This window comes from Arthrobacter sp. AD-310, from assembly GCF_054656615.1.
This window is the reverse complement of the sequence record NZ_BAAHNO010000033.1, coordinates 47585-64699: the sequence shown is the minus strand read 5'-3', so window position 1 is coordinate 64699 and position 17115 is coordinate 47585. Positions and strand designations below refer to the sequence as shown.

Annotated in this window: 21 protein-coding genes and 1 pseudogene; 9 read left to right on the top strand and 13 right to left on the bottom strand. The window is 63.2% G+C overall.

From position 1 onward, the window contains the following. Positions 1 to 215: excalibur calcium-binding domain-containing protein (locus tag ACYQ1Z_RS17910; protein WP_459793896.1), on the top strand; the 215-nt coding region annotated here is incomplete at its 5' end. Between the two features lie 124 nt (positions 216 to 339). Next, positions 340 to 900, top strand: a complete 561-nt coding sequence (locus ACYQ1Z_RS17905; protein ID WP_459793895.1) for a hypothetical protein — start codon at positions 340 to 342, stop codon at positions 898 to 900. On the opposite strand, the gene ACYQ1Z_RS17900 is transcribed toward ACYQ1Z_RS17905, so the two are convergent. Continuing rightward, complete coding sequence (locus tag ACYQ1Z_RS17900) at positions 845 to 2548, bottom strand: SulP family inorganic anion transporter (protein ID WP_459793894.1); 1704 nt, start codon at positions 2546 to 2548, stop codon at positions 845 to 847. The two genes, ACYQ1Z_RS17905 and ACYQ1Z_RS17900, sit on opposite strands and share 56 nt — an antisense overlap. 62 nt (positions 2549 to 2610) lie before the next feature. Next, entirely contained in the window at positions 2611 to 3540 is a 930-nt protein-coding gene (locus ACYQ1Z_RS17895; RefSeq protein WP_459793893.1) for an NADP-dependent oxidoreductase, read from the bottom strand. A gap of 135 nt (positions 3541 to 3675) precedes the next feature. On the opposite strand from ACYQ1Z_RS17895, the gene ACYQ1Z_RS17890 reads away from it, so the two are divergent. Then, positions 3676 to 3819, top strand: coding sequence for a hypothetical protein (locus ACYQ1Z_RS17890; RefSeq protein ID WP_459793892.1), 144 nt, complete (start codon positions 3676 to 3678; stop codon positions 3817 to 3819). A gap of 23 nt (positions 3820 to 3842) precedes the next feature. Here the strand turns inward: ACYQ1Z_RS17890 and ACYQ1Z_RS17885 are convergent, their stop codons facing one another. Next, on the bottom strand, positions 3843 to 4190 hold the full coding sequence (locus ACYQ1Z_RS17885) for a hypothetical protein (protein ID WP_459793891.1): 348 nt from the start codon (positions 4188 to 4190) through the stop codon (positions 3843 to 3845). Between the two features lie 178 nt (positions 4191 to 4368). After that, positions 4369 to 4974, bottom strand: coding sequence for a P-loop NTPase family protein (locus ACYQ1Z_RS17880; protein WP_459793890.1), 606 nt, complete (start codon positions 4972 to 4974; stop codon positions 4369 to 4371). Between the two features lie 162 nt (positions 4975 to 5136). Here ACYQ1Z_RS17880 and ACYQ1Z_RS17875 point away from each other — a divergent pair, with 162 nt between their 5' ends. After that, entirely contained in the window at positions 5137 to 6078 is a 942-nt protein-coding gene (locus ACYQ1Z_RS17875; RefSeq protein ID WP_459793889.1) for a DUF1295 domain-containing protein, read from the top strand. On the opposite strand, the gene ACYQ1Z_RS17870 is transcribed toward ACYQ1Z_RS17875, so the two are convergent. The 6 genes from ACYQ1Z_RS17870 to ACYQ1Z_RS17845 all read right to left on the bottom strand — a co-directional run bounded on the left by ACYQ1Z_RS17870 (position 6045) and on the right by ACYQ1Z_RS17845 (position 10062). Further along, positions 6045 to 6419, bottom strand: coding sequence for a hypothetical protein (locus ACYQ1Z_RS17870; protein WP_459793888.1), 375 nt, complete (start codon positions 6417 to 6419; stop codon positions 6045 to 6047). The genes ACYQ1Z_RS17875 and ACYQ1Z_RS17870 overlap by 34 nt on opposite strands. A 20-nt stretch (positions 6420 to 6439) precedes the next feature. Beyond that, on the bottom strand, positions 6440 to 8044 hold the full coding sequence (locus ACYQ1Z_RS17865) for a radical SAM protein (protein ID WP_459793887.1): 1605 nt from the start codon (positions 8042 to 8044) through the stop codon (positions 6440 to 6442). Beyond that, on the bottom strand, positions 8041 to 8382 hold the full coding sequence (locus tag ACYQ1Z_RS17860; protein WP_459793886.1) for a hypothetical protein: 342 nt from the start codon (positions 8380 to 8382) through the stop codon (positions 8041 to 8043). Before ACYQ1Z_RS17860 ends, ACYQ1Z_RS17865 begins: the two co-directional genes overlap by 4 nt. Before the next feature lie 21 nt (positions 8383 to 8403). Then, the gene (locus ACYQ1Z_RS17855) at positions 8404 to 8739 is read right to left on the bottom strand and encodes a hypothetical protein (protein ID WP_459793885.1); all 336 of its coding nucleotides are present in this window, start codon (positions 8737 to 8739) and stop codon (positions 8404 to 8406) included. Then, entirely contained in the window at positions 8736 to 9494 is a 759-nt protein-coding gene (locus ACYQ1Z_RS17850; RefSeq protein WP_459793884.1) for a prolipoprotein diacylglyceryl transferase, read from the bottom strand. The genes ACYQ1Z_RS17855 and ACYQ1Z_RS17850 overlap by 4 nt, the downstream gene beginning before the upstream one ends. A gap of 136 nt (positions 9495 to 9630) precedes the next feature. Then, positions 9631 to 10062, bottom strand: a complete 432-nt coding sequence (locus ACYQ1Z_RS17845; RefSeq protein WP_459793883.1) for a hypothetical protein — start codon at positions 10060 to 10062, stop codon at positions 9631 to 9633. 435 nt (positions 10063 to 10497) lie between these two features. On the opposite strand from ACYQ1Z_RS17845, the gene ACYQ1Z_RS17840 reads away from it, so the two are divergent. After that, positions 10498 to 11091, top strand: a complete 594-nt coding sequence (locus ACYQ1Z_RS17840) for an Ltp family lipoprotein (RefSeq protein WP_459793882.1) — start codon at positions 10498 to 10500, stop codon at positions 11089 to 11091. A 91-nt stretch (positions 11092 to 11182) separates the two neighbouring features. On the opposite strand, the gene ACYQ1Z_RS17835 is transcribed toward ACYQ1Z_RS17840, so the two are convergent. Further along, positions 11183 to 11620, bottom strand: coding sequence for a GIY-YIG nuclease family protein (locus ACYQ1Z_RS17835; protein WP_459793881.1), 438 nt, complete (start codon positions 11618 to 11620; stop codon positions 11183 to 11185). 907 nt (positions 11621 to 12527) lie between these two features. On the opposite strand from ACYQ1Z_RS17835, the gene ACYQ1Z_RS17830 reads away from it, so the two are divergent. Next, positions 12528 to 13181, top strand: a complete 654-nt coding sequence (locus ACYQ1Z_RS17830; protein ID WP_459793880.1) for a hypothetical protein — start codon at positions 12528 to 12530, stop codon at positions 13179 to 13181. Positions 13182 to 13633: 452 nt separating this feature from the next. Here the strand turns inward: ACYQ1Z_RS17830 and ACYQ1Z_RS17825 are convergent, their stop codons facing one another. After that, the gene (locus ACYQ1Z_RS17825; RefSeq protein ID WP_459793879.1) at positions 13634 to 14014 is read right to left on the bottom strand and encodes a thiamine pyrophosphate-dependent enzyme; all 381 of its coding nucleotides are present in this window, start codon (positions 14012 to 14014) and stop codon (positions 13634 to 13636) included. 630 nt (positions 14015 to 14644) lie between these two features. Here ACYQ1Z_RS17825 and ACYQ1Z_RS17820 point away from each other — a divergent pair. Next, positions 14645 to 14809 (top strand): annotated as a pseudogene (locus ACYQ1Z_RS17820) (nitrilase-related carbon-nitrogen hydrolase); the annotation flags it as partial. A 58-nt stretch (positions 14810 to 14867) separates the two neighbouring features. Then, on the top strand, positions 14868 to 15269 hold the full coding sequence (locus ACYQ1Z_RS17815; protein WP_459793931.1) for a nitrilase-related carbon-nitrogen hydrolase: 402 nt from the start codon (positions 14868 to 14870) through the stop codon (positions 15267 to 15269). A 174-nt stretch (positions 15270 to 15443) separates the two neighbouring features. Here ACYQ1Z_RS17815 and ACYQ1Z_RS17810 read toward each other — a convergent pair whose 3' ends face one another. Then, on the bottom strand, positions 15444 to 16163 hold the full coding sequence (locus ACYQ1Z_RS17810; RefSeq protein ID WP_459793878.1) for a PASTA domain-containing protein: 720 nt from the start codon (positions 16161 to 16163) through the stop codon (positions 15444 to 15446). Positions 16164 to 16513: 350 nt separating this feature from the next. Here ACYQ1Z_RS17810 and ACYQ1Z_RS17805 point away from each other — a divergent pair, with 350 nt between their 5' ends. Further along, the gene (locus ACYQ1Z_RS17805; protein WP_459793877.1) at positions 16514 to 17023 is read left to right on the top strand and encodes a hypothetical protein; all 510 of its coding nucleotides are present in this window, start codon (positions 16514 to 16516) and stop codon (positions 17021 to 17023) included. Positions 17024 to 17115: the final 92 nt, after the last annotated feature.

The following is a 17115-nucleotide window of genomic DNA, read 5'->3' as shown; positions in this document are numbered from 1 at the left end:
CCGCTGCACGCCAGGCGGTTCCCGTCCCCGCGCCGGCCGCGCCGGTGGCTCCCGCTGTGCCGGCTGTCCCTGCTGTGCCGGCGGCACCGGCCAACGTTTACTACGCGAACTGCACCGCTGCCCGCGCCGCGGGGGCCGCACCGATTTACGCCGGCACTCCGGGCTACGGCAAGCATCTGGACCGTGACGGCGACGGCATCGGCTGCGACAAGTAAGCCAGCCGCACCAGGGCTTAACGCTGATGCCGCGAACACCTTCCAGGGGTGCCCGCGGCATCCGCCGTTTAAAGCCCGTTCCGGACCCGGCCCCAAACCACGGCGCAGGCCCTAGACTCGAACCATGTCTGCTCTTGGGGGAATGCCGACACCGCGTCACGGCGCGCTGGCTGTTGTGGTTTTGCTGGCCTTGGCGCTCGCCGGGTGCGAGTACACCGGTCCGGAAGAAGCACCGCCGCCGTCCCCGGCAGCGGCGGCAACGCCGGAACCGCGCCCGTTCGAGACCAGCACGACGGACGCCGAGCTTTCCGAGCTGGAGGAGTTTTCGGACTGGTCCGCGGCCCAGTTGAAGCCGCGCATCCAGGGGGAAGTTTTCGGGAGCCGCAGCTCGAACACCACTACCGGCGACACCCTCATGGTGGGCCCCGGCCGGTACGACTTCCAGTTCGTCTGTTCCGAAGCGCCCTGGGCCGAGGTGTCCCTGGCCACGGCCGCCGGCGTCGAAGTCCTCGCCCCGGTCCAGATCCAGTGCGGGGAACCCATCACGACGCCGATCACCCTGCCCGGGCAAGGCGCAGACATCACCATGAGCCCCGTCTTCGGACCCGAGGGCCGCTTCGCCTACCGGCTCATCCCGGCCACGCCTCCCGGTCCTCCCGCTGGAACGACCGCACCGCCTGGCTGACGGTGGGGTAGAAGTGTTCGGGCGTGAAGCGGGCGCCCATGCCGTACCGCAGCAGCCTGTCCTTGACCGGGCCCTTCATCTCCGCGAACACCAGGTCCACGCCGTGCCGGTCCAGCCATTCGTCGAGCTGGACCAGCTCGTCCAGGGCGGTGGTGTCGATCCCGGTGACGGGCTCCGCTGCGAGCACCACGCGTTCGGTCCCGGGCGGGGCCTCCTCCAGTTTGTCGCGCACGAAGGACCCCAGCAGCGCACCGTTGCCGAAGAACAGCGGCGCGTCGAAACGCAGGATCAGCAGGCCGGGGACGCGTTCGCCGTCAGGGTGGCGGCTGACGTCGTGGTAGCCGGGGACGCCGGGCACGTCCACAAGTTCGGCACGGTAGGGATCCCAGGCCCGGCGCAGGAAGTCCAGGATGGCCAGGCCCACGGCGACGACGATCCCCGGCAGCACGCCGAGGATGATGACCCCGAGGAACGCAGCCAGCATCACCAGCGATTCGCTGCGGCTCATGCTGACCAGCCGGCGCACACCGGCGGGGTCGGCAATGCCTGCGGCGGCGGCGATGACGATGGCGGCCAGCGTGGCGGACGGCAGGAACTCGGTGACGCCGGGCGCCACGAGCATGAAGCCGAGCACCAGGACCGCGCCCACCACACCGGTGAGCTGGGATTTCGAACCCGATTCGATCGCCACCGGGGTGCGGGAGGTACTGGCCGAGACGGGGAAGCCGCCGAAGAGGCCGCTGGCTGCGTTGGCCGCGCCGAGGGCCGCCATCTCGTGGTTGCCGGACACCTTGCCGTTCCGGGCCGCGGCAAGGGACTGGGACAGGGTGCCGGTGTCCACGAAGACGATCAGGGCGATGCCCGCGGCCGCGGGCAGCAGGGCCACGACGTCGCCCCAGCCGATGCCGCCGAGGGCCGGCGCCGGCAGGCCCTGGGGGAGAGCGCCGGTGACCTTGACGTCGTCGTGCAATCCCAGCGCGGCCACGGCGAGGCAGGAGACGACGACGGCGATCAGCACGCCGGGGACCTGCCACTTCAGCCACCGCGGCACGAAGATGAGTGCCAGCGACGCCAGCCCCAGCAGCAGCGCCGCCGTGTTGGTTTCGCCGGCGAGGACCTTCGGCGCCGCGGCCAGAAGCTTGTCCCAGGGCGTCTCGCCGTCGGCTGGGATGCCGAGCAGGACGGGGAGCTGGGAGGCCACCACCAGCAGCGCGATGCCGTTGAGATAGCCCAGCCGGATGGGCTTGGACAGCAGCCCCGTGACGACTCCGAGCCGCAGCGCCGAGCCGGCCAGCATGATGGCGCCAATCAGGATGGCCAACAGGCCGGCCAGGGCCACGGACCGTTGTTCACTGGCCGCGGCCAGGGGGAGCAGGGCGGCCACGATCATCGGGGCGAGCGCCGAGTCCGGACCCAGCACCAGCACGCGCGACGGCCCCACGACTGCATAGATGATCAGGGGGACCACTGTGGCGTAGAGGCCGGTGACCGGCGGGAGGCCTGCAGCCTGGGCATAGGCCATGCCCGCGGGGACCAGGACCGCGAAGAGCGCGGCACCGGCGACCACGTCGTGCCGCAGCCACCCGGCCTGGTACCCGCGGAGGGAGGGCGGGACCCACCAGGTGCGGGGCTTACCGGAGCGGGACATGCTCCGATCATGGCCCATCCCGGCGGTCCTTGCCATCCGCTCGCGGGTACCAGGCTTCCGGGCTAGGACTCCTGGTCCACGGAAACCACGATCTTGCCGCGGGTGTGTCCTTCCATGTTGGACCGGAAGGCATCAGCGGCCTTTTCCAGCGGAAAGACCTCGGCAACTTCCACGCTGAGCTTCCCGCTGTCGGCCAGGTCGGCGAGTTCCTGCAGGTCGGCTCCCACCGGCTTGACCCACATCCATTCGCCGCCATGCTTCTCGGCTTCGCTGTCGGCGATCGAGGCGTGACGGCCTCCGTCGGCCAGCACGGCCAGGGTTGCCTCCAGGTTTCCGCCCACGAAGTCGGCAACGACGTCCACGCCCTCAGGACGCAGCTTGCGCACCCGCTCCGCGAGCCCGTCACCGTAGGCAACCGGTTCGGCTCCGAGGGAGCGGAGGAACTCGTGGTTCCTCTCCGAGGCCGTGGCGATGACATTCGCGCCACGGGCGACGGCGATCTGGATGCCCAGGGAGCCCACGCCGCCGGAACCGCCGTGGATCAGGACGGTTTCGCCGGACTTCAGGCCCAGCCGGTTCAGGACCTGGTAGGCGGTCAGGCCGGCCAGCGGCAGGCCGGCCGCTTCGTTCCAGCCGAGGGAGGCAGGTTTCCGGGCCAGGAGCCGTTCCGGCAGGGCGACGTACTCGGCGAAGCTTCCGCCGTGGACGTAGTCCTTGCGGCCGTACGCGATGACCTCGTCGCCGGCCTGGAACTGCCGGGCGTCGATTCCCACCGACTCCACCACCCCTGCCACGTCCCAACCGGGGATGGCGGGGAACTGCAGGTCCATGACAGCATCCAGGTACCCGGCCATGATCTTCCAGTCCACCGGGTTCACCGCGGCTGCCTTGACTTTGACCAGGACCATTCCCGGCCCGACTTTCGGCATTGGCTGATCGCCGAATTCGAGGACGTCGGGGTTTCCGTATGAGCTGTAAGTGATTGCCTTCATGCCTTTCACAATCGCACAGGCATGCTTCGCTATTCCGGACCCTAGTGAAAGGTGATGTACCGGACAGCCGGCCCGTGACCCGGTCAGCCCGTGTCACGGAAGGCGGTCCCGCCGTCGGGCCCTTAAAGTCGGTGTGTGGACATGAAGCAGAACGGCGAGCTGGAAGGGCAGAGCTCCATCAACGAGCTGCTCGACCGGCCCATCGGCGACAAGCCGATGCAGCTGCCGCTGCCGTTCGTCGTCCAGGTCCGTCCGGGGGAGTTCCGCCGCGCGTCCTGACCAGGCTTCGGCACACGGCCCTCCTACGGTTGGCCGCCGTGAGGCCGCTCGCGGTTTGCGTTGCCGGTCGCGTCAAAGATGGGTTCGCCGTTCTGGTTCACGGGGAAGCTCTCGATGACTTCGCCGGTCGCCGTATCGATGATGACAACAGAATCTGCGGGCCAGGCAGGATCAGGGACAACGGTGTAGTCCACATCCGAGATATGGGTGACCTTGCCGGCGTCGTTCAGTGCCCGGTTGAAGGCGTCCACAACCTGGCCGGTCCGAACGTTGACGGCCACCGTCTCCTGCGGGAGGCCGGAGGCGTCACCGGACAGCGGGGTCGCATTCCACCAGCCCTCGTACCCGCCCACGGTTGTGGGTTGGTCCACCGCAGCCGCCGCTGCGGGTGCGGCGGTGGGCGTGGACGTCCCTCCGCTCCCGCAACCCGCCAGCGCTATGGCAGCAGCAATTCCTGTGAGTCCCAGTCCTACCTTCACAACTTCCCCCCCCAAGTTGGTTCCAGATATTCGCACCGGCCAAAGCTTGGCCAGCGCATATCCGACAAGCCTAAGGGAAAGGATCCGTGGATCCGTCGCGGGCACCTGCAAGCACCACTTCAAGCCACCGCTCCACCTCGCGCTGGGAGCGCAGCCGCACAATGGGCAGGTGGGGCGCTGTTCGTGAGAGTTCTGGAATCCGGGTCCGGTACTTATGACGGGTTGAGAACGCCCAGCGGACGATATGCTCCGGGTCGGTGAAAAATGTGTGGAACTGCGGTTCAACGTTGCCGTTCCACAGGACTTCGCGCCGAAGCCGGCGCCGTATCGTCCGGCGCAGCAGGCGTGGCAGCGTCGAGGTCCAGAACGGCAGGTCGAGCCACACGATGAGGTCGGCGTGCTCCAGGAGAATGGGACGCGCGGCCCTGTACTGCCACTCCGTCGTCCAAGTGTCGCCGTCAACCATCGAGCGAACGTCATCGAGGAACGATTCCCGTGGCACCCAGCCCGGGCCGTGGTACAGGGCGTCAATCTCGATGTGCGGTGCCGCGATAACCTCGGCGATCCGTCCCGCAAGCGTGGTTTTCCCGGCACCGGACACGCCGGCCACGGCTACACGGCGCGGGAGGTGCGGCAGCGGGTCGTAGTGGGACAGCACGGTACTGATGATAGCCACTGGCCGCGGAGTACGACGGCGGCGGGCCGGCTTCCCTGCCGAGGTGTCCTTGCGGGCAAACGGCGACCGGACGATGTCGGGCAATACGCGTGGGTCGCCGTTCCGAAGACTGGGTAGGGCGGGGACTGCGCCGCCAGTGGTTGGGTCGAAAGGAATGTCCTGATGAAGGCTGCGGACTGTAAGGCACTGATCATCCTGGTGGTGGCTGTGGCGGTGGGGCTGCTGGTCGCCGTCGCGGGAAGCCAGGGCGGTGCCACTGTGGCCGGGTTCCCGCTGTTCGCCCTCGGGGTGGCGGCTGCGTTCCTCATCCAGTGGCTGGCCTTCATCCCCGCCTTCAAGGCGCAGACCGAGAAGTACTACGACCTCACCGGCGCCCTGACCTATATCTCCATCACCGTCCTGCTGGTCGTGCTGACTCCCGGCGTTGACCCGCGGGGGCTGCTGCTGGCAGCCATGGTGGTGGTGTGGGCTGCGCGGCTGGGCGCCTTCCTGTTCCGCCGCGTCATGAAGCACGGCAAGGACGACCGGTTCGACGAGCTCAAGCCCTCGTTCTTCCGGTTCCTGAATACGTGGACGCTGCAAGGCCTCTGGGTAGTCCTCACCGCGGCCGCCGCCTGGATCGCGATCACGTCCGCCACCCGTGTGGGGCTTGACGGGTGGGCGCTCGCCGGTGTTGTGGTGTGGGCCGCCGGCTTTGGCATCGAGGTGGTTGCGGACGGCCAGAAGAGCCGGTTCAAGGCGGACCCGGCCAACAAGGGCAGGTTCATTTCCACCGGCCTGTGGTCGAAGTCCCGGCACCCGAACTACTTCGGCGAGATCGTGCTGTGGATTGGTGTGCTCCTGGTCGCCGTGCCGGTGCTTGAGGGGTGGCAGTGGGTGGCCCTGCTCTCGCCGGTGTTCGTGGCGTTCCTGCTGGTCAAGGGCAGCGGCATCCCGCCGCTGGAGAAGAAGGCCGACCAGAAATGGGGCGGCCAGCCGGACTACGAGGCCTACAAGAAGAACACGCCGGTGCTGGTGCCGACGCTCCGTCAGAGGTCCTCGACCGGCTCAACAGCCGGTGGCAAGCGGTTTCAGGAACCGAATAGCTGGGCGGCCAGCGAGTAGATGCCCCATAACCCGGCCGCAAGCAGGACGCCCAGGTAGGCCAGGACCAGCCGCGTGTCGCGGAGGAAGCACTTCGACCTCCTCAGGCCCCGCCGTCGTGCTTTCCAATAGCCCACGAATCCGACGGCGGCGAACACGGCCAGCGCCACGGGACCGGCTGCCCAGCCGAGCAGGGCAACGGTTGCGAAGATGCAGAGCCGCAGCGGGTCGAAGGGCGGCGGGGCCTGCGGATCGGTTTCAGGGTCAGGCGCGTGTCCGTGCCGGGCCGCGCGCTTGGAGCGCACGAGCTCCGACGGCGGTGGCCCGGCGGCGACCCGCCGGGCGTCAAAGCCGGAAGTCATCATTCCCCCTTATTGCTGATTCAGACCTGGCGGACCGGGAGAAGGGTCCGGCCCGTCGCCGTGCTCATGCGTTGCCTGGCGAGGGCGGGCCAGGCCTGGACGGCGCAGAACGGGGCGCACTGGTGATCGCCGGCGTCGCTCTTTGTGCCCACGTGGACGCAGCACTGGGTGAGCCGTTCCTCGATCATGGTGGAGATGTCCATGAAGGGCTTGACCATGATGCGGGTGACGCGTTCGGCGAGGAGCCGGCGCAGCCGCTGCTGCTGTCCTGGGAGCTTGCCGGCGGCGAGGGTGGTGAGTGTGCCGATGCCGAGGTCACACTGGGTGCAGATGTTCTTCCAGAGGTCCATGGTCCGCGGGTGGGACAGCGAGGCCTGCTCGCTGAGCAGGTCCAGCAGGGAGGTCTTCATGAGGTTGCGCAGTTCGAGCGGGATCTGGCTGTCGGCGATGCGGTTGGCGATGCTGTCCGGGTTGAGTTCCAGCCAGGCGAGCAGCTGATCGTGCCCGATGAGGGCTGTCAGGGAACGCCATGTTCCTGAGTCGTCCTTCAGCATGTAGCCCACGGACGCGCAGTGCGGATGCGAGCAGGGGAGTGCGGTGAGGTCGTGCCAGGACACCACCCCGCCGGTTTGCTCCTCGAGCCGTTCCAGCACGCCGGTGTGGGTGAGCCTGTTGGTGGGGTCGATGCCGTGGCCGCGGCCTGAACCGAACACCGGCTGCAGCGCGACCCCGCCGATGAACGGGGTTTCCAAAGCTCTCATGACGACGGCGCCGACGTCACCGTCGTTGACGCCGAGGGTTGCCGTCATGGTCAGGGTGGTGAAGACGCCTGCCTCGGACAGGCGGGCGATGGCCATGTCCTTGAAGCGGGTGAGGTCTCCGCCCCGGTGGTGGATGGATGCCTCCTTTGACGGGCCGTCGTATTGGAGGTACACCTCCACCCGGTCCCGGTGCCTGGCGAGCAGTTGGAGGAGTTCGTCGTCGGTGGCGATGAGCATGCCGTTGCTGTTGACCATGATCCGGACGATCGGCCGGGCAACGAGTTCATCCAGGAGTTCGGCCAGGTAGGGATAGAGCGTCGGTTCGCCGCCGGAGAGCATCAGCACGTCCAGGCGCCAGTTTTCGCGGGCCAGCCGGGTGTCGATGTTTTCCAGCACCTCGCTGAGCGGCGCGACGCCCTGCAGCTGGGGGCCGGACGCGGTGAAGCACGTGGGGCAGCGGAGGTTGCAGTGTTCGATGACGTCCTGCAGCAGCAGGCACGTGTGCTGCGTCTGCATCGCGGGCAGCCCGTAGGCGTAGGCCTCCGGTATCTGACGGTAATTGCCGGCCTGGTCCGGGATGTGCTGCTTAGTGGGCGCCTGCCATTTTTCGAGGTAGCGCAGGATTTCGGCCGACTCGTCGTACAGGGTGCGGACGAGGCCGTGGTCCGGGCAGCCGCGTTCGAGCCAGACCCCATCGTCGCGGACCAGCAGGACGCCGGAGAGGCGCCGCACCTGCGCGAGCGGAGGGTTCGTCTCGTGGCAGTAGGGACAGAAGGCGGTGACGTACCGGTGGATGCGGTCACCACGGAGCGGCTGGCCGGGGCCGGGCAGTGTCCGCCCGGACGAAAACGGTGACGGGTTCATATCCGGCCGCTCATCTGGGAGAGGGAAATGACGCAGACCCCGCCGCCGAGCAGGGTGAAGACTCCCAGGCCAATGAGCAGCCCTGCACCCAGCCGGGAGGTGCGCTTCCAGACTGCAAGAGCACCGGCTATCGCCAGGTACACGCCGATGGGGATAAAGACTGCAGGCCCGGCGAGGGGGGTCTTGTACCCCTGGTCCGGAGCGATGCCACTGGTTGTCCCGAAGTAGAGGGCATAGAGGGCAGTAGCTCCTACCAGGATTCCGAGCAGCATGGGGATGCCGCCGCCGGGATAAGGGGCCGGGTCCTCTTTCCGTGGCTCCGCGTTGTCATCGCTCATGTTGCTGCTCCTTCCAGGGATTCAAATCCGGCCACCCGTGTACGAGGCGAGGCTTCCGACGCAGATTCCGCCGCCGAGCAGGGTAAAGATTCCCAGGCCGATCAGCAGTCCGGCACCCCACCGGGACGTGCGGGACCGGACAGCCAGCACAATGGCCACCACCAGGTAAAGGCCGATGGGAATGAAAGCGGACGGGCCTGTCAGGAACGGCATAGAAGCGGGACCACTGAAAGCAATCGGTATCCCGACGTAGATGGCATACAGGGCAATAGTCCCGAGCAGGATTCCGTACCCCATGGGGCCGAGTGCTGGTTCAGGCTGCTCTTCTTCTTGGTTCGGTCTGTTGCCCTCGTTCATGCCGCCCGTCCTTCCACCTTCGGGCGGAGAGGTTCCCCGAAGACCCGCAGCATCCGCCAGAACAGCAGGGGGAGAATCGCCAAAAGGAACCACTGGGGACGGCTCATCCCCAGCCACAGCACCTCGTTCCCGCGGACGAATTCGACGCCGAAGCGGAACAGGGCGTAGGACGTGACGTAGCAGATGAAGAGGTCGCCGGGGTGGGGGAGGCGGTCCCGGTACCGCCACATCACCGCGAATGCCACCGCGTGGAAAACAATCTCGTAGGCAAAGGAAGGGTGGAGCCCTACCCCCGGGACTCCACCCAACATCGCAGCCTCCTCCGGCGTGAGCGATATCCCCCAGGCGCCCCCAGTTGGGGTGCCAGGCAGTTCAGTAAGGAGACAGCCGATGCGCCCGATAACGAGCGCCAGGGCGACCGCAGGTGCAAGCAGGTCCCCGGTGGATTTGCGGTAACCGGTCAGGCGTTTACCCAGATGGACGCCCAGCCATGCCCCAACCAGGCCGGCGAGGATGCTGCGGTCACCGTTGCCCCACCACTCCGCGAGGGAGACCTGCCGCGAAAAATCCCATGTGAGGACCCTTGACCCGATGGCTCCGAAGGCAATCGCAAAACCTGCAATGGGCCACAACCGTGGATCCGACAGGCCGCGCCGGCGCTTTTCATAGGCGTAGAACAGGAGGGCTGCAAAGATCCCCAGCCCCAATAAGCCGGCGTGCACCAGCCCGTCTCCCGCGAAGGGAAGCCCGATCATGAGCAGAGTGTAGCAGCGGGGATTGCAGCCGTCCGGACTTATTCCAGACGTTTGCTGGATTACTGCGGCCGTTCGCCGCAGCGGCGAACGCAACCGACCGTCTTCGCAGCACGGACGCCGTCACAGCCCTGTTCAGCTACTGGACGGGCGGCTGGTGTTCAGTGCGCTGCTCACTGTAGATCAGATGCGTCGGCGTCTGCGGGCTCGAGTAGGGCGCAACCGAGGAAGGCTCGGCACTTACCGACGGCGCTATAGGCGCCGCGGGTGCATGGAGGGGCAAGGCGTCAATTTTGACCAAAGCCCGGTACAGGCCGACAACGGTCATGATAGATCCGGCCAAGGCAACCAAAAAACAAATGAACGCCAATATGCCAGTCGCAACAGAAGAGTCGCTACTGTAGTACGACGAGGCCGTAGACGCAGATACGATCGCAAAGATAGTACCCAGACCATAGCCGATTAGTGAAAGGACAAAGCCGGTCGCGAAAATACCGGCTGATTGCTTGAATTCCAAAGAAGCCTCAATGGTAGGACGGATAACTTCCAAAGAATACATGGAAGAGTCCAAGCGTGGGTTCCTAATTTTTCTGTTTCTGGCGGAAACACATTGGTCTTACCTTTAGTGCTGGCCCGGATGAGGAGGCGATGTGTGAAGCCTCTGCCGTGCTGGCCTCGATCTCTCCGTTGCTTGTCGGTCTAGTTTTGGCACCGGTCACACTGAAACTACGGGATGGGGACGGACGGCCACGCACCGGTTGGGCGGGCTCGCCAGGTCATAAAAGGGCGGTAAGGCAACCTGAATCAAGACTTGATCAAGATTGTCTGAGTAATTGCCAAGTTTTGGTTGAAGGTGCTATCGCGAGCTTTGTTGCCGATCGCCCAATGACTAGATTTATCCGGGGGGACAAAGCAGTTATCTGTTTTACGCAGGCTCTATCTGAGTATCAACGCAGGCAGACCAGCCACCCGGAGAAATTGGCCGACCAGGTAGATAGGATCTGCAGTGACAGATAACGCAACATTGCAAGACGCGCAGCGTCATGGAAAAGCCCAAGCGGCAGCCGAGAAGGCTTACCGAAAGGCATCCCGCCCTTGGTTCAAAAAGAAGCGTTTCCTTCTCCCCCTGATCATTGTCGCGATAATGATCATTGCGGGGATTTCGAGCGCAGGCAAGGGAAGTTCTACAGCTACTGTGGCTCCTTCTACGGAGGCGCCGGCAGCGACGCCGGTCGCTGCGGCCCCGGCAGAAGCGGCGCCCCCAGCCGCCCCCGCAGAAGCGGCGGCCCCTGCAGTCCCCACCGAGTACAAATCTGCGCTGAAGAAGGCGGAGTCTTACTCCAAGACGATGCACATGAGCAAGGCCGGCATTTACCAGCAGCTCACATCGGAATATGGCGAGAAGTTCTCGCCTGAAGCAGCTCAGTATGCGGTCGATAACCTCGTGGCAGACTACAACGCCAATGCCCTGGCGAAGGCCAAGAGCTACCAGGAGACTATGTCAATGTCCCCGGAAGGTATCCGACAGCAGCTGACGTCGGAATTCGGCGAGAAGTTCACTCCGGAGGAAGCGGAGTACGCGGTTCAGAATCTGGGTTAACGCTCCAAACGGAAGGGGCTCCCTTTTGGGAGCCCCTTTGCTGTCTGCCCATCGCGGTGGAAGAGGTCTTTCCATCCAGTCGTCAACATCCTCAAACGAGATTTAGCGGTGGCAACCATTCGGCGCGAAGTGCATCCTCCAGGCTGTGAGCTTCTCCGGCGCTAGCGCAGACAATCCATCCCACCTCACATCCGGCTAGCCAATCGTTGACCGCCACGGCTTGCGCCTGAGTCATGACGCTTGGGCGCTGACGCACAACAGATCGGGGGATACGCAGCTGGGCAGCAGCGATGTTTGCCCTGAAAGTACTGCGGCTAAAGTCGGTGCCCTGATCGAAGTGGGACTTTAGCCTGCCTCGTAGTCCATAGCTGCCTGACGCTTTGCCGACATAGACAGGCTGCCCCTCCCGAAACCAGACATACACGCCGGGCTCAGCGGGCACCTCGCGGGGTGGGATCGGCAACTTCCGTGTACCTACCTTTAGTAGGGTATTTTGCCAAATGCTTCCCGGTGCCTTCCTGCCTGGCATGCTGGCTCCTACGATATTTGGGTTCGTCCCGAATGACGCCCTAAATCTAGTGGGGAGACATGGTTTGGGCTACTGCCATGACTGGTGATCAACCGGCAACCGCAGCTTTCGCAGCCTGGGACGCTTTCATCCACTCGGTCAGCCACGGCGCACGGACAGTGGAGGTGATGCGGCAGTCCGCCACGAAGGTCCCCTGGGCACTAGCGTCGGTCCAGCACTGTAGTGCGGAGAGGTCATCCAGGGAACGGATAACAGCAGACTCCGCGTCCGGCCGGACGCCCCTCTCTTGTAAACGACGCGCAGCGTGTCCCGCTCAGCGGGACGGTCCTGACCCACTATCCGGACTCTGCGGAACGCTTTCTCGTAGATGACTCGACTGTCAACGCATCGGTTCAGCCGACCGTTCGTGAGTACTGCTTGTCCCGCCATGCCAACCAACCCCTGCTCGGGTACTCTTGGGACTCCATCCACCTCTTGAGGAGACGCTGACGCCTTAGTGCTCAAGCCGTCGCCCCCTGTTGGCCCGCTGATCCCTGTCAGGAGGGCCACCCCTTGAGCGAAAAGCCCTGGCAGGGGTGGCCGGCAGGGCTTCGCCGGACGGCAGGTGCAGTGGCCCGGTGTTGGTTCCCACCACAATTCCCTCATAGATCGCCACGTCCCAGCTTCGTACCTTGCCACATGTTCGTACCGGACGTCGTTCATGGCTTTCCAGTAGGCGAAGAGGTAGGCGGTGATGGCATCGCGCCCGCGGAGTTCCCCCACGTCTCTGTTATCTCTCAAGACATCGGTGACAGGAGCGCGTTGCCTGTAATGCCTTGAGACATCGCAGGCTACAATTGTCAGGACTTTCTAACCAGAATCGAAGACACAACTTGCACTGAAATCTCGTCTAGGAGAATTGCCCTGTATGAATAAGCTCCCACTAGTTCTGGCGACAATTCTAGTCGTTTCCGGATGTGCCTCTTCATCATCTTCACCATCTTCAGTATCTTCGCCGTCTTCCGTGCCGTCACCTCCTTCAGCATCATCACCTGATCAAACTCCGGTAGAAGGTGATCAAATTTTGGGTGAACCGCAAGCCAAAATTGAAGACAGCACTTGCAACATCGATGAGAACTTCGGCAAATGCTTATATGGGCAAACTGCGATATATGAAGATTCTCGACGTAGTGGGGATAAGATTTTGCTTGAGATCACGGTGCAAGAACCTCAAGAATTCGAGCCTGGGAAAGACGCAGACTTCGCTAGCACGACCCTTGGAGGTACACAGGAGAAAGGTGTTGACAACCTTTACTTCGATGTCACCATCAAGAATTTGTCCGAACGGGTCGTCTTGGGGCGTAGTGACGTCGAGTTAGTCGCCAACAGCGCTATGGATGGCGACTCTGATGTCCGTTCCGTTCAGGATGACATAGTGGAAGCTTACTGGGATGCAAAACTTGAACCAGGACAAAGCTCAACTATGAGAAGTGGCTGGAATTTCAACGACGCTTCTGAACCTACCTTCAAAGTCCGCATTGATGGACTCGGTGGAAATAGCGTCACTTTTTCACACAAGTAACTACCAGAGGCTTCATCGAAGAAAAGTTACAATCCATCCACACGATGCATCAAGCTGCATCTGCTCTGGATGATTCAGTCCTATCTGGTTCAGTGGTCGCGGGCCGTCAGGGAGTGTTTTCGGGGTTCGTTGGGTTTCCAGTCGTGCCCATGACGCTTCGGCGCACGATCAGGCGATAGTCCAAACTTCAGAACACGTATCTGTGTGATGAACGCCGAGGCCGTCAGACGACCCAAGACGAGGGTCAGTGATGAGCTGGTAGCCGCGCGGCATACCGCACTTCTCCGGCTACGAGATGGATCCGCACGTTCCGACGTCAGTGACGGCGTCCGCTCCGGTGCCGAGACATCCGCCGGATCTTAGGCAGCGTTCGTCGACGGCGCCCGCCCGCCGGACCAAGGTGAATAACGCCCCAAGGGTGACGTCGGCGTATACCTTCTAGATGGATTTACTTACCCCGCTACCGCCGCCTTCGCCGCCTGGGATGCCTTCATCCACTCGGTCAGCCGCGGCGCGCGCACGGTAGACGTGATGCGGCAGTCGGCCACGAAGGTTCCCTTCGCGCCGGCATCGATCCACTCCTGCATTGCGGAAAGGTCATCGAGGGACCGGATAACAGCGGACTCAGCACCCAAAGCACGCGCCACACCGCTGAAGTGCACTTCCGGAATCAGCATCGGCTTCTCGGTCAGGCCCTGCGAGCCGTACTGGTGGATCTCGGCCCCGTAGGCGGCGTCGTTGTAGATCACCACGATCGCGCTGCTGGCGGCGCCGGTCAGCGTTTCGAGGTCGGGCAGGCCCATCAGGAAACCGCCGTCGCCAGAGGCCAGCACCAGGTGCGGTCGTAATGCCGCAAGTTCCGATCTCTGAACAGAAGCGTAAGAGGTGTGTCCAAGACAGCGGAGGCACATCCCGGAGCTGTTGGTTGAGTACTTCAGCAGATGCGCCTAGGAGCTTTGGTCTGACGTACCATTGGGGCCAACCGTAGCGGCTGGGGCGTCGACCTACAGGGAGAATAGGCCATGCCAGCCAGAACGTTGAAGATAGAGCGTATAGCCAAGCCGAAGCCGGCTCATGAGGATGTCCAGTCCTTCATTAGCGGGATGAGCCCCGACAACACGTTCTTCCGAACCCGCCGACAGTTCGACAGCGTTCAGTTCGTGACTACGCTCATCCCAGACCCAAGAGACCCCAGCAAGCAGGCCCTGCTGTTTGAGGCATATGTGCTGTTTTACGAAGGTTAGACCACATCGTTCACAAGCAGTTTAAAGCGCTGGCATGGCCAGGTTCGGAACCATATCCCATGAAGTTTCCGGGCGGCCCTTACGCTGGGGGTGTCCTGGCTGGTGCTGGGCATCGTGGTCCTGGCCCTGATCACCCGCGGCTTCAAGGCGGCCCCGTCAAAGATGACGGCCACGGAGAAGGCGACGGTCGAGGCGGCCGCCTGAGTTTTGGTTAGTCTTGTGCCGCCCGTTGGGCCGAGGGAAGGAACACTTGTGAAGATAGCGCTGGGGCAGCTGGAGTCGGGCATCGACATCCCGGCCAACCTCGCCGCGATCGACCGCTTCGCCGCCGAAGCAGCCCGCGACGGCGCCGCGCTGGTCGCCTTCCCAGAGTACGCCACCTACGAGAAGAAGAAGGTGGACGCCACCTTCCCGGCGGTGGCCGAGCCGCTGGACGGGCCATCTGCCGGGAGCTCGCCGCCATCGCCCGCCGCCACCGCATCGCGCTGGTGGCGGGCGTGGAAACATCGGACGAGCCGGGCCGGGAGTCCCGGAGCCGGCCAGGTCACTGGCCGACGCCGGCGCGCAGATCCTGCTGGTCTGCTCGTCCTGGGTGCCGGGGGAGCACAAGACGGAGCAGTGGTTGGCTTTGAACGCGGCACGGGCGATCGAGAACAGCGTTTACGTGGCGGGGGTGTGCCAGGCGCCGCCGGTGTCAGTGGGCCGGAGCGTGCTGGTGGACCGGATGGGGATGATTGAGGCCGACCTTGGGCTGGCTGCTGGGGTGCAGGTGGTGGAGGTTTCGCTGGAGACCGTGGAGCGGGTGCGGGAGTCATTCCCGATGTTCCGACAGCGGCGGTTGTAGAGAGCAACAGCAATAGAATGATGCGCTGCAAAGAGCCTGATCCACGAATGAACGCTTGAGAGCTCTTCCTTTGCTTTGCAAAGTTTAATGCTAAGCGCTGGGGTCCAGCGGAAAAGGAACCGCCGCCCTAGCTGGGGCGGCGGTTTCTCTATCATCAGGCAGGGGGTGCAAATCCTATTTCGGTTCTTCTGGACCAGGTAGCACGCCGGGCCAGCTTGCGCCTCCGGTGTTTGGCATGTACTGCCTTCGCATAGCGGTATCGCCGTCTCCGCCGTCTTCGTAGTACGAAAGAAGGTCCGGGACATTGGGGTTGTACGGGGTGTAGACCCCGGGGATCAGAGCGACGACCTGATCGTTTACCAATTTGCCCTCGAACCAGTTTGCAACACGGTAGTCAATGCTGGAGCCGTGGACGATGAGCGGATAGCCTGGGAACTGCTTGGGAAGGGTTGCGGCCAGACCTGTGACCTTTGGCTTTGCGGCCTCTCTAGCTGCCGCTTCAGCTGCAGCCTTCGCTGCAGCTGCCTTCGCTTCACTGGCAGCTCTGTACTCGGCCGGGGTCATGCTGACCGTTACCGTGACGTCGGTGGCCGTCGTGAGTTCCCCGGCGGCCGGAACTGTAGAGATGGCCTTGACGGTGCCGTCCACCCCGGCGGTCCACTTCGCGCCGTCCTTGCCGATAATGGATACCGAGAAGCCTTTGTCAATGAGGGCTTTCTGGGCTTCGGGGAAGGTCTTCCCGGCCACATCTGGAACGGCTTGGGCAGTGCGGGTTGCAGTCGCTGTTGCTGAAGCGGATGCACTGGACGGGGCAGTTTCCGTAGACCCTTCGCTGCAAGCTGTGAGGCTAGTGATAAGCGTTGCTGCCACGAGGGCAGAGATGAAGTGCTTCATGTCCCCAAATTCATTGGTAGTTGGTGTGGCCATAACGTTCCCGGTTGTCCCCGGAAAGTTCATAACGAAACTATAAGTTGTTTGTGCCAAACTCACGTGTCCGTGAGATGCCACAAAATGCCGCGGTTGACGGTGTTCGGCCGGCTCTGCTTCCGTGCTGTCGTCATTACGTCGCAACTTCAGCAAGTTGATTTCTTGAACCGGAGCGTTAGTAGCTTATCGAAAAGTGCGCCTCAGGTGATCTGCTGAAGTTTGCGTAGTGTTGCCGTGCTCCTCAAGTTCGCGTCAAGAAAAGCTCAACACAGGCCGTGACTTCCGGTTAGTTATGACCCACCAGCGACGATAGGACTATGAAACTCAATGCTGGGCTCTTCGCAGTACCGTTACTACTTGTGTTTGCCTCTGGCTGCGCCTCATCGGAAGCGGCTACCCAAGCCGGATCGTCACCTTCCCCTGACGACAAGCCGGTTGTCGACCAGACTGGAACCTTCAACAAGATCACGGCTGCAGTAAACGATCTCTACGACGGAAAGTGTTCAGCGAGCACTGACAAGAAAATTGCGAAGGACATCTCAGTCCGATTTACTGACTGCAAAGGCATCACGAACTACGCCATCTACGTAGCTGACAACGAGGAAGGATTTGAAGAGGCCGTTGCCGAATACATGGGAACGGCATCCGCGGTTGGGAACAACTGGCTCATAACGTTCACTCCCACGGAATTGGCAAAGTCCAGTTACATTATCAGTGGCGGAAAATACCAGTCCGATATCAATGAGGCTGACCACTGGGCAGAGAAGCTAGATGGTTGGTCAGTGATAAATCCCGACAGGAAAGCTATGTTTAGCGCCCGGTTGTAGAGGTGGCACTGCTGGAAGCCACGCCAATGAGGAAAGTTGCACTTATACGGCGGCCTTCGCGTGCTTTACTTGCAAACTCCACCCGACGTACT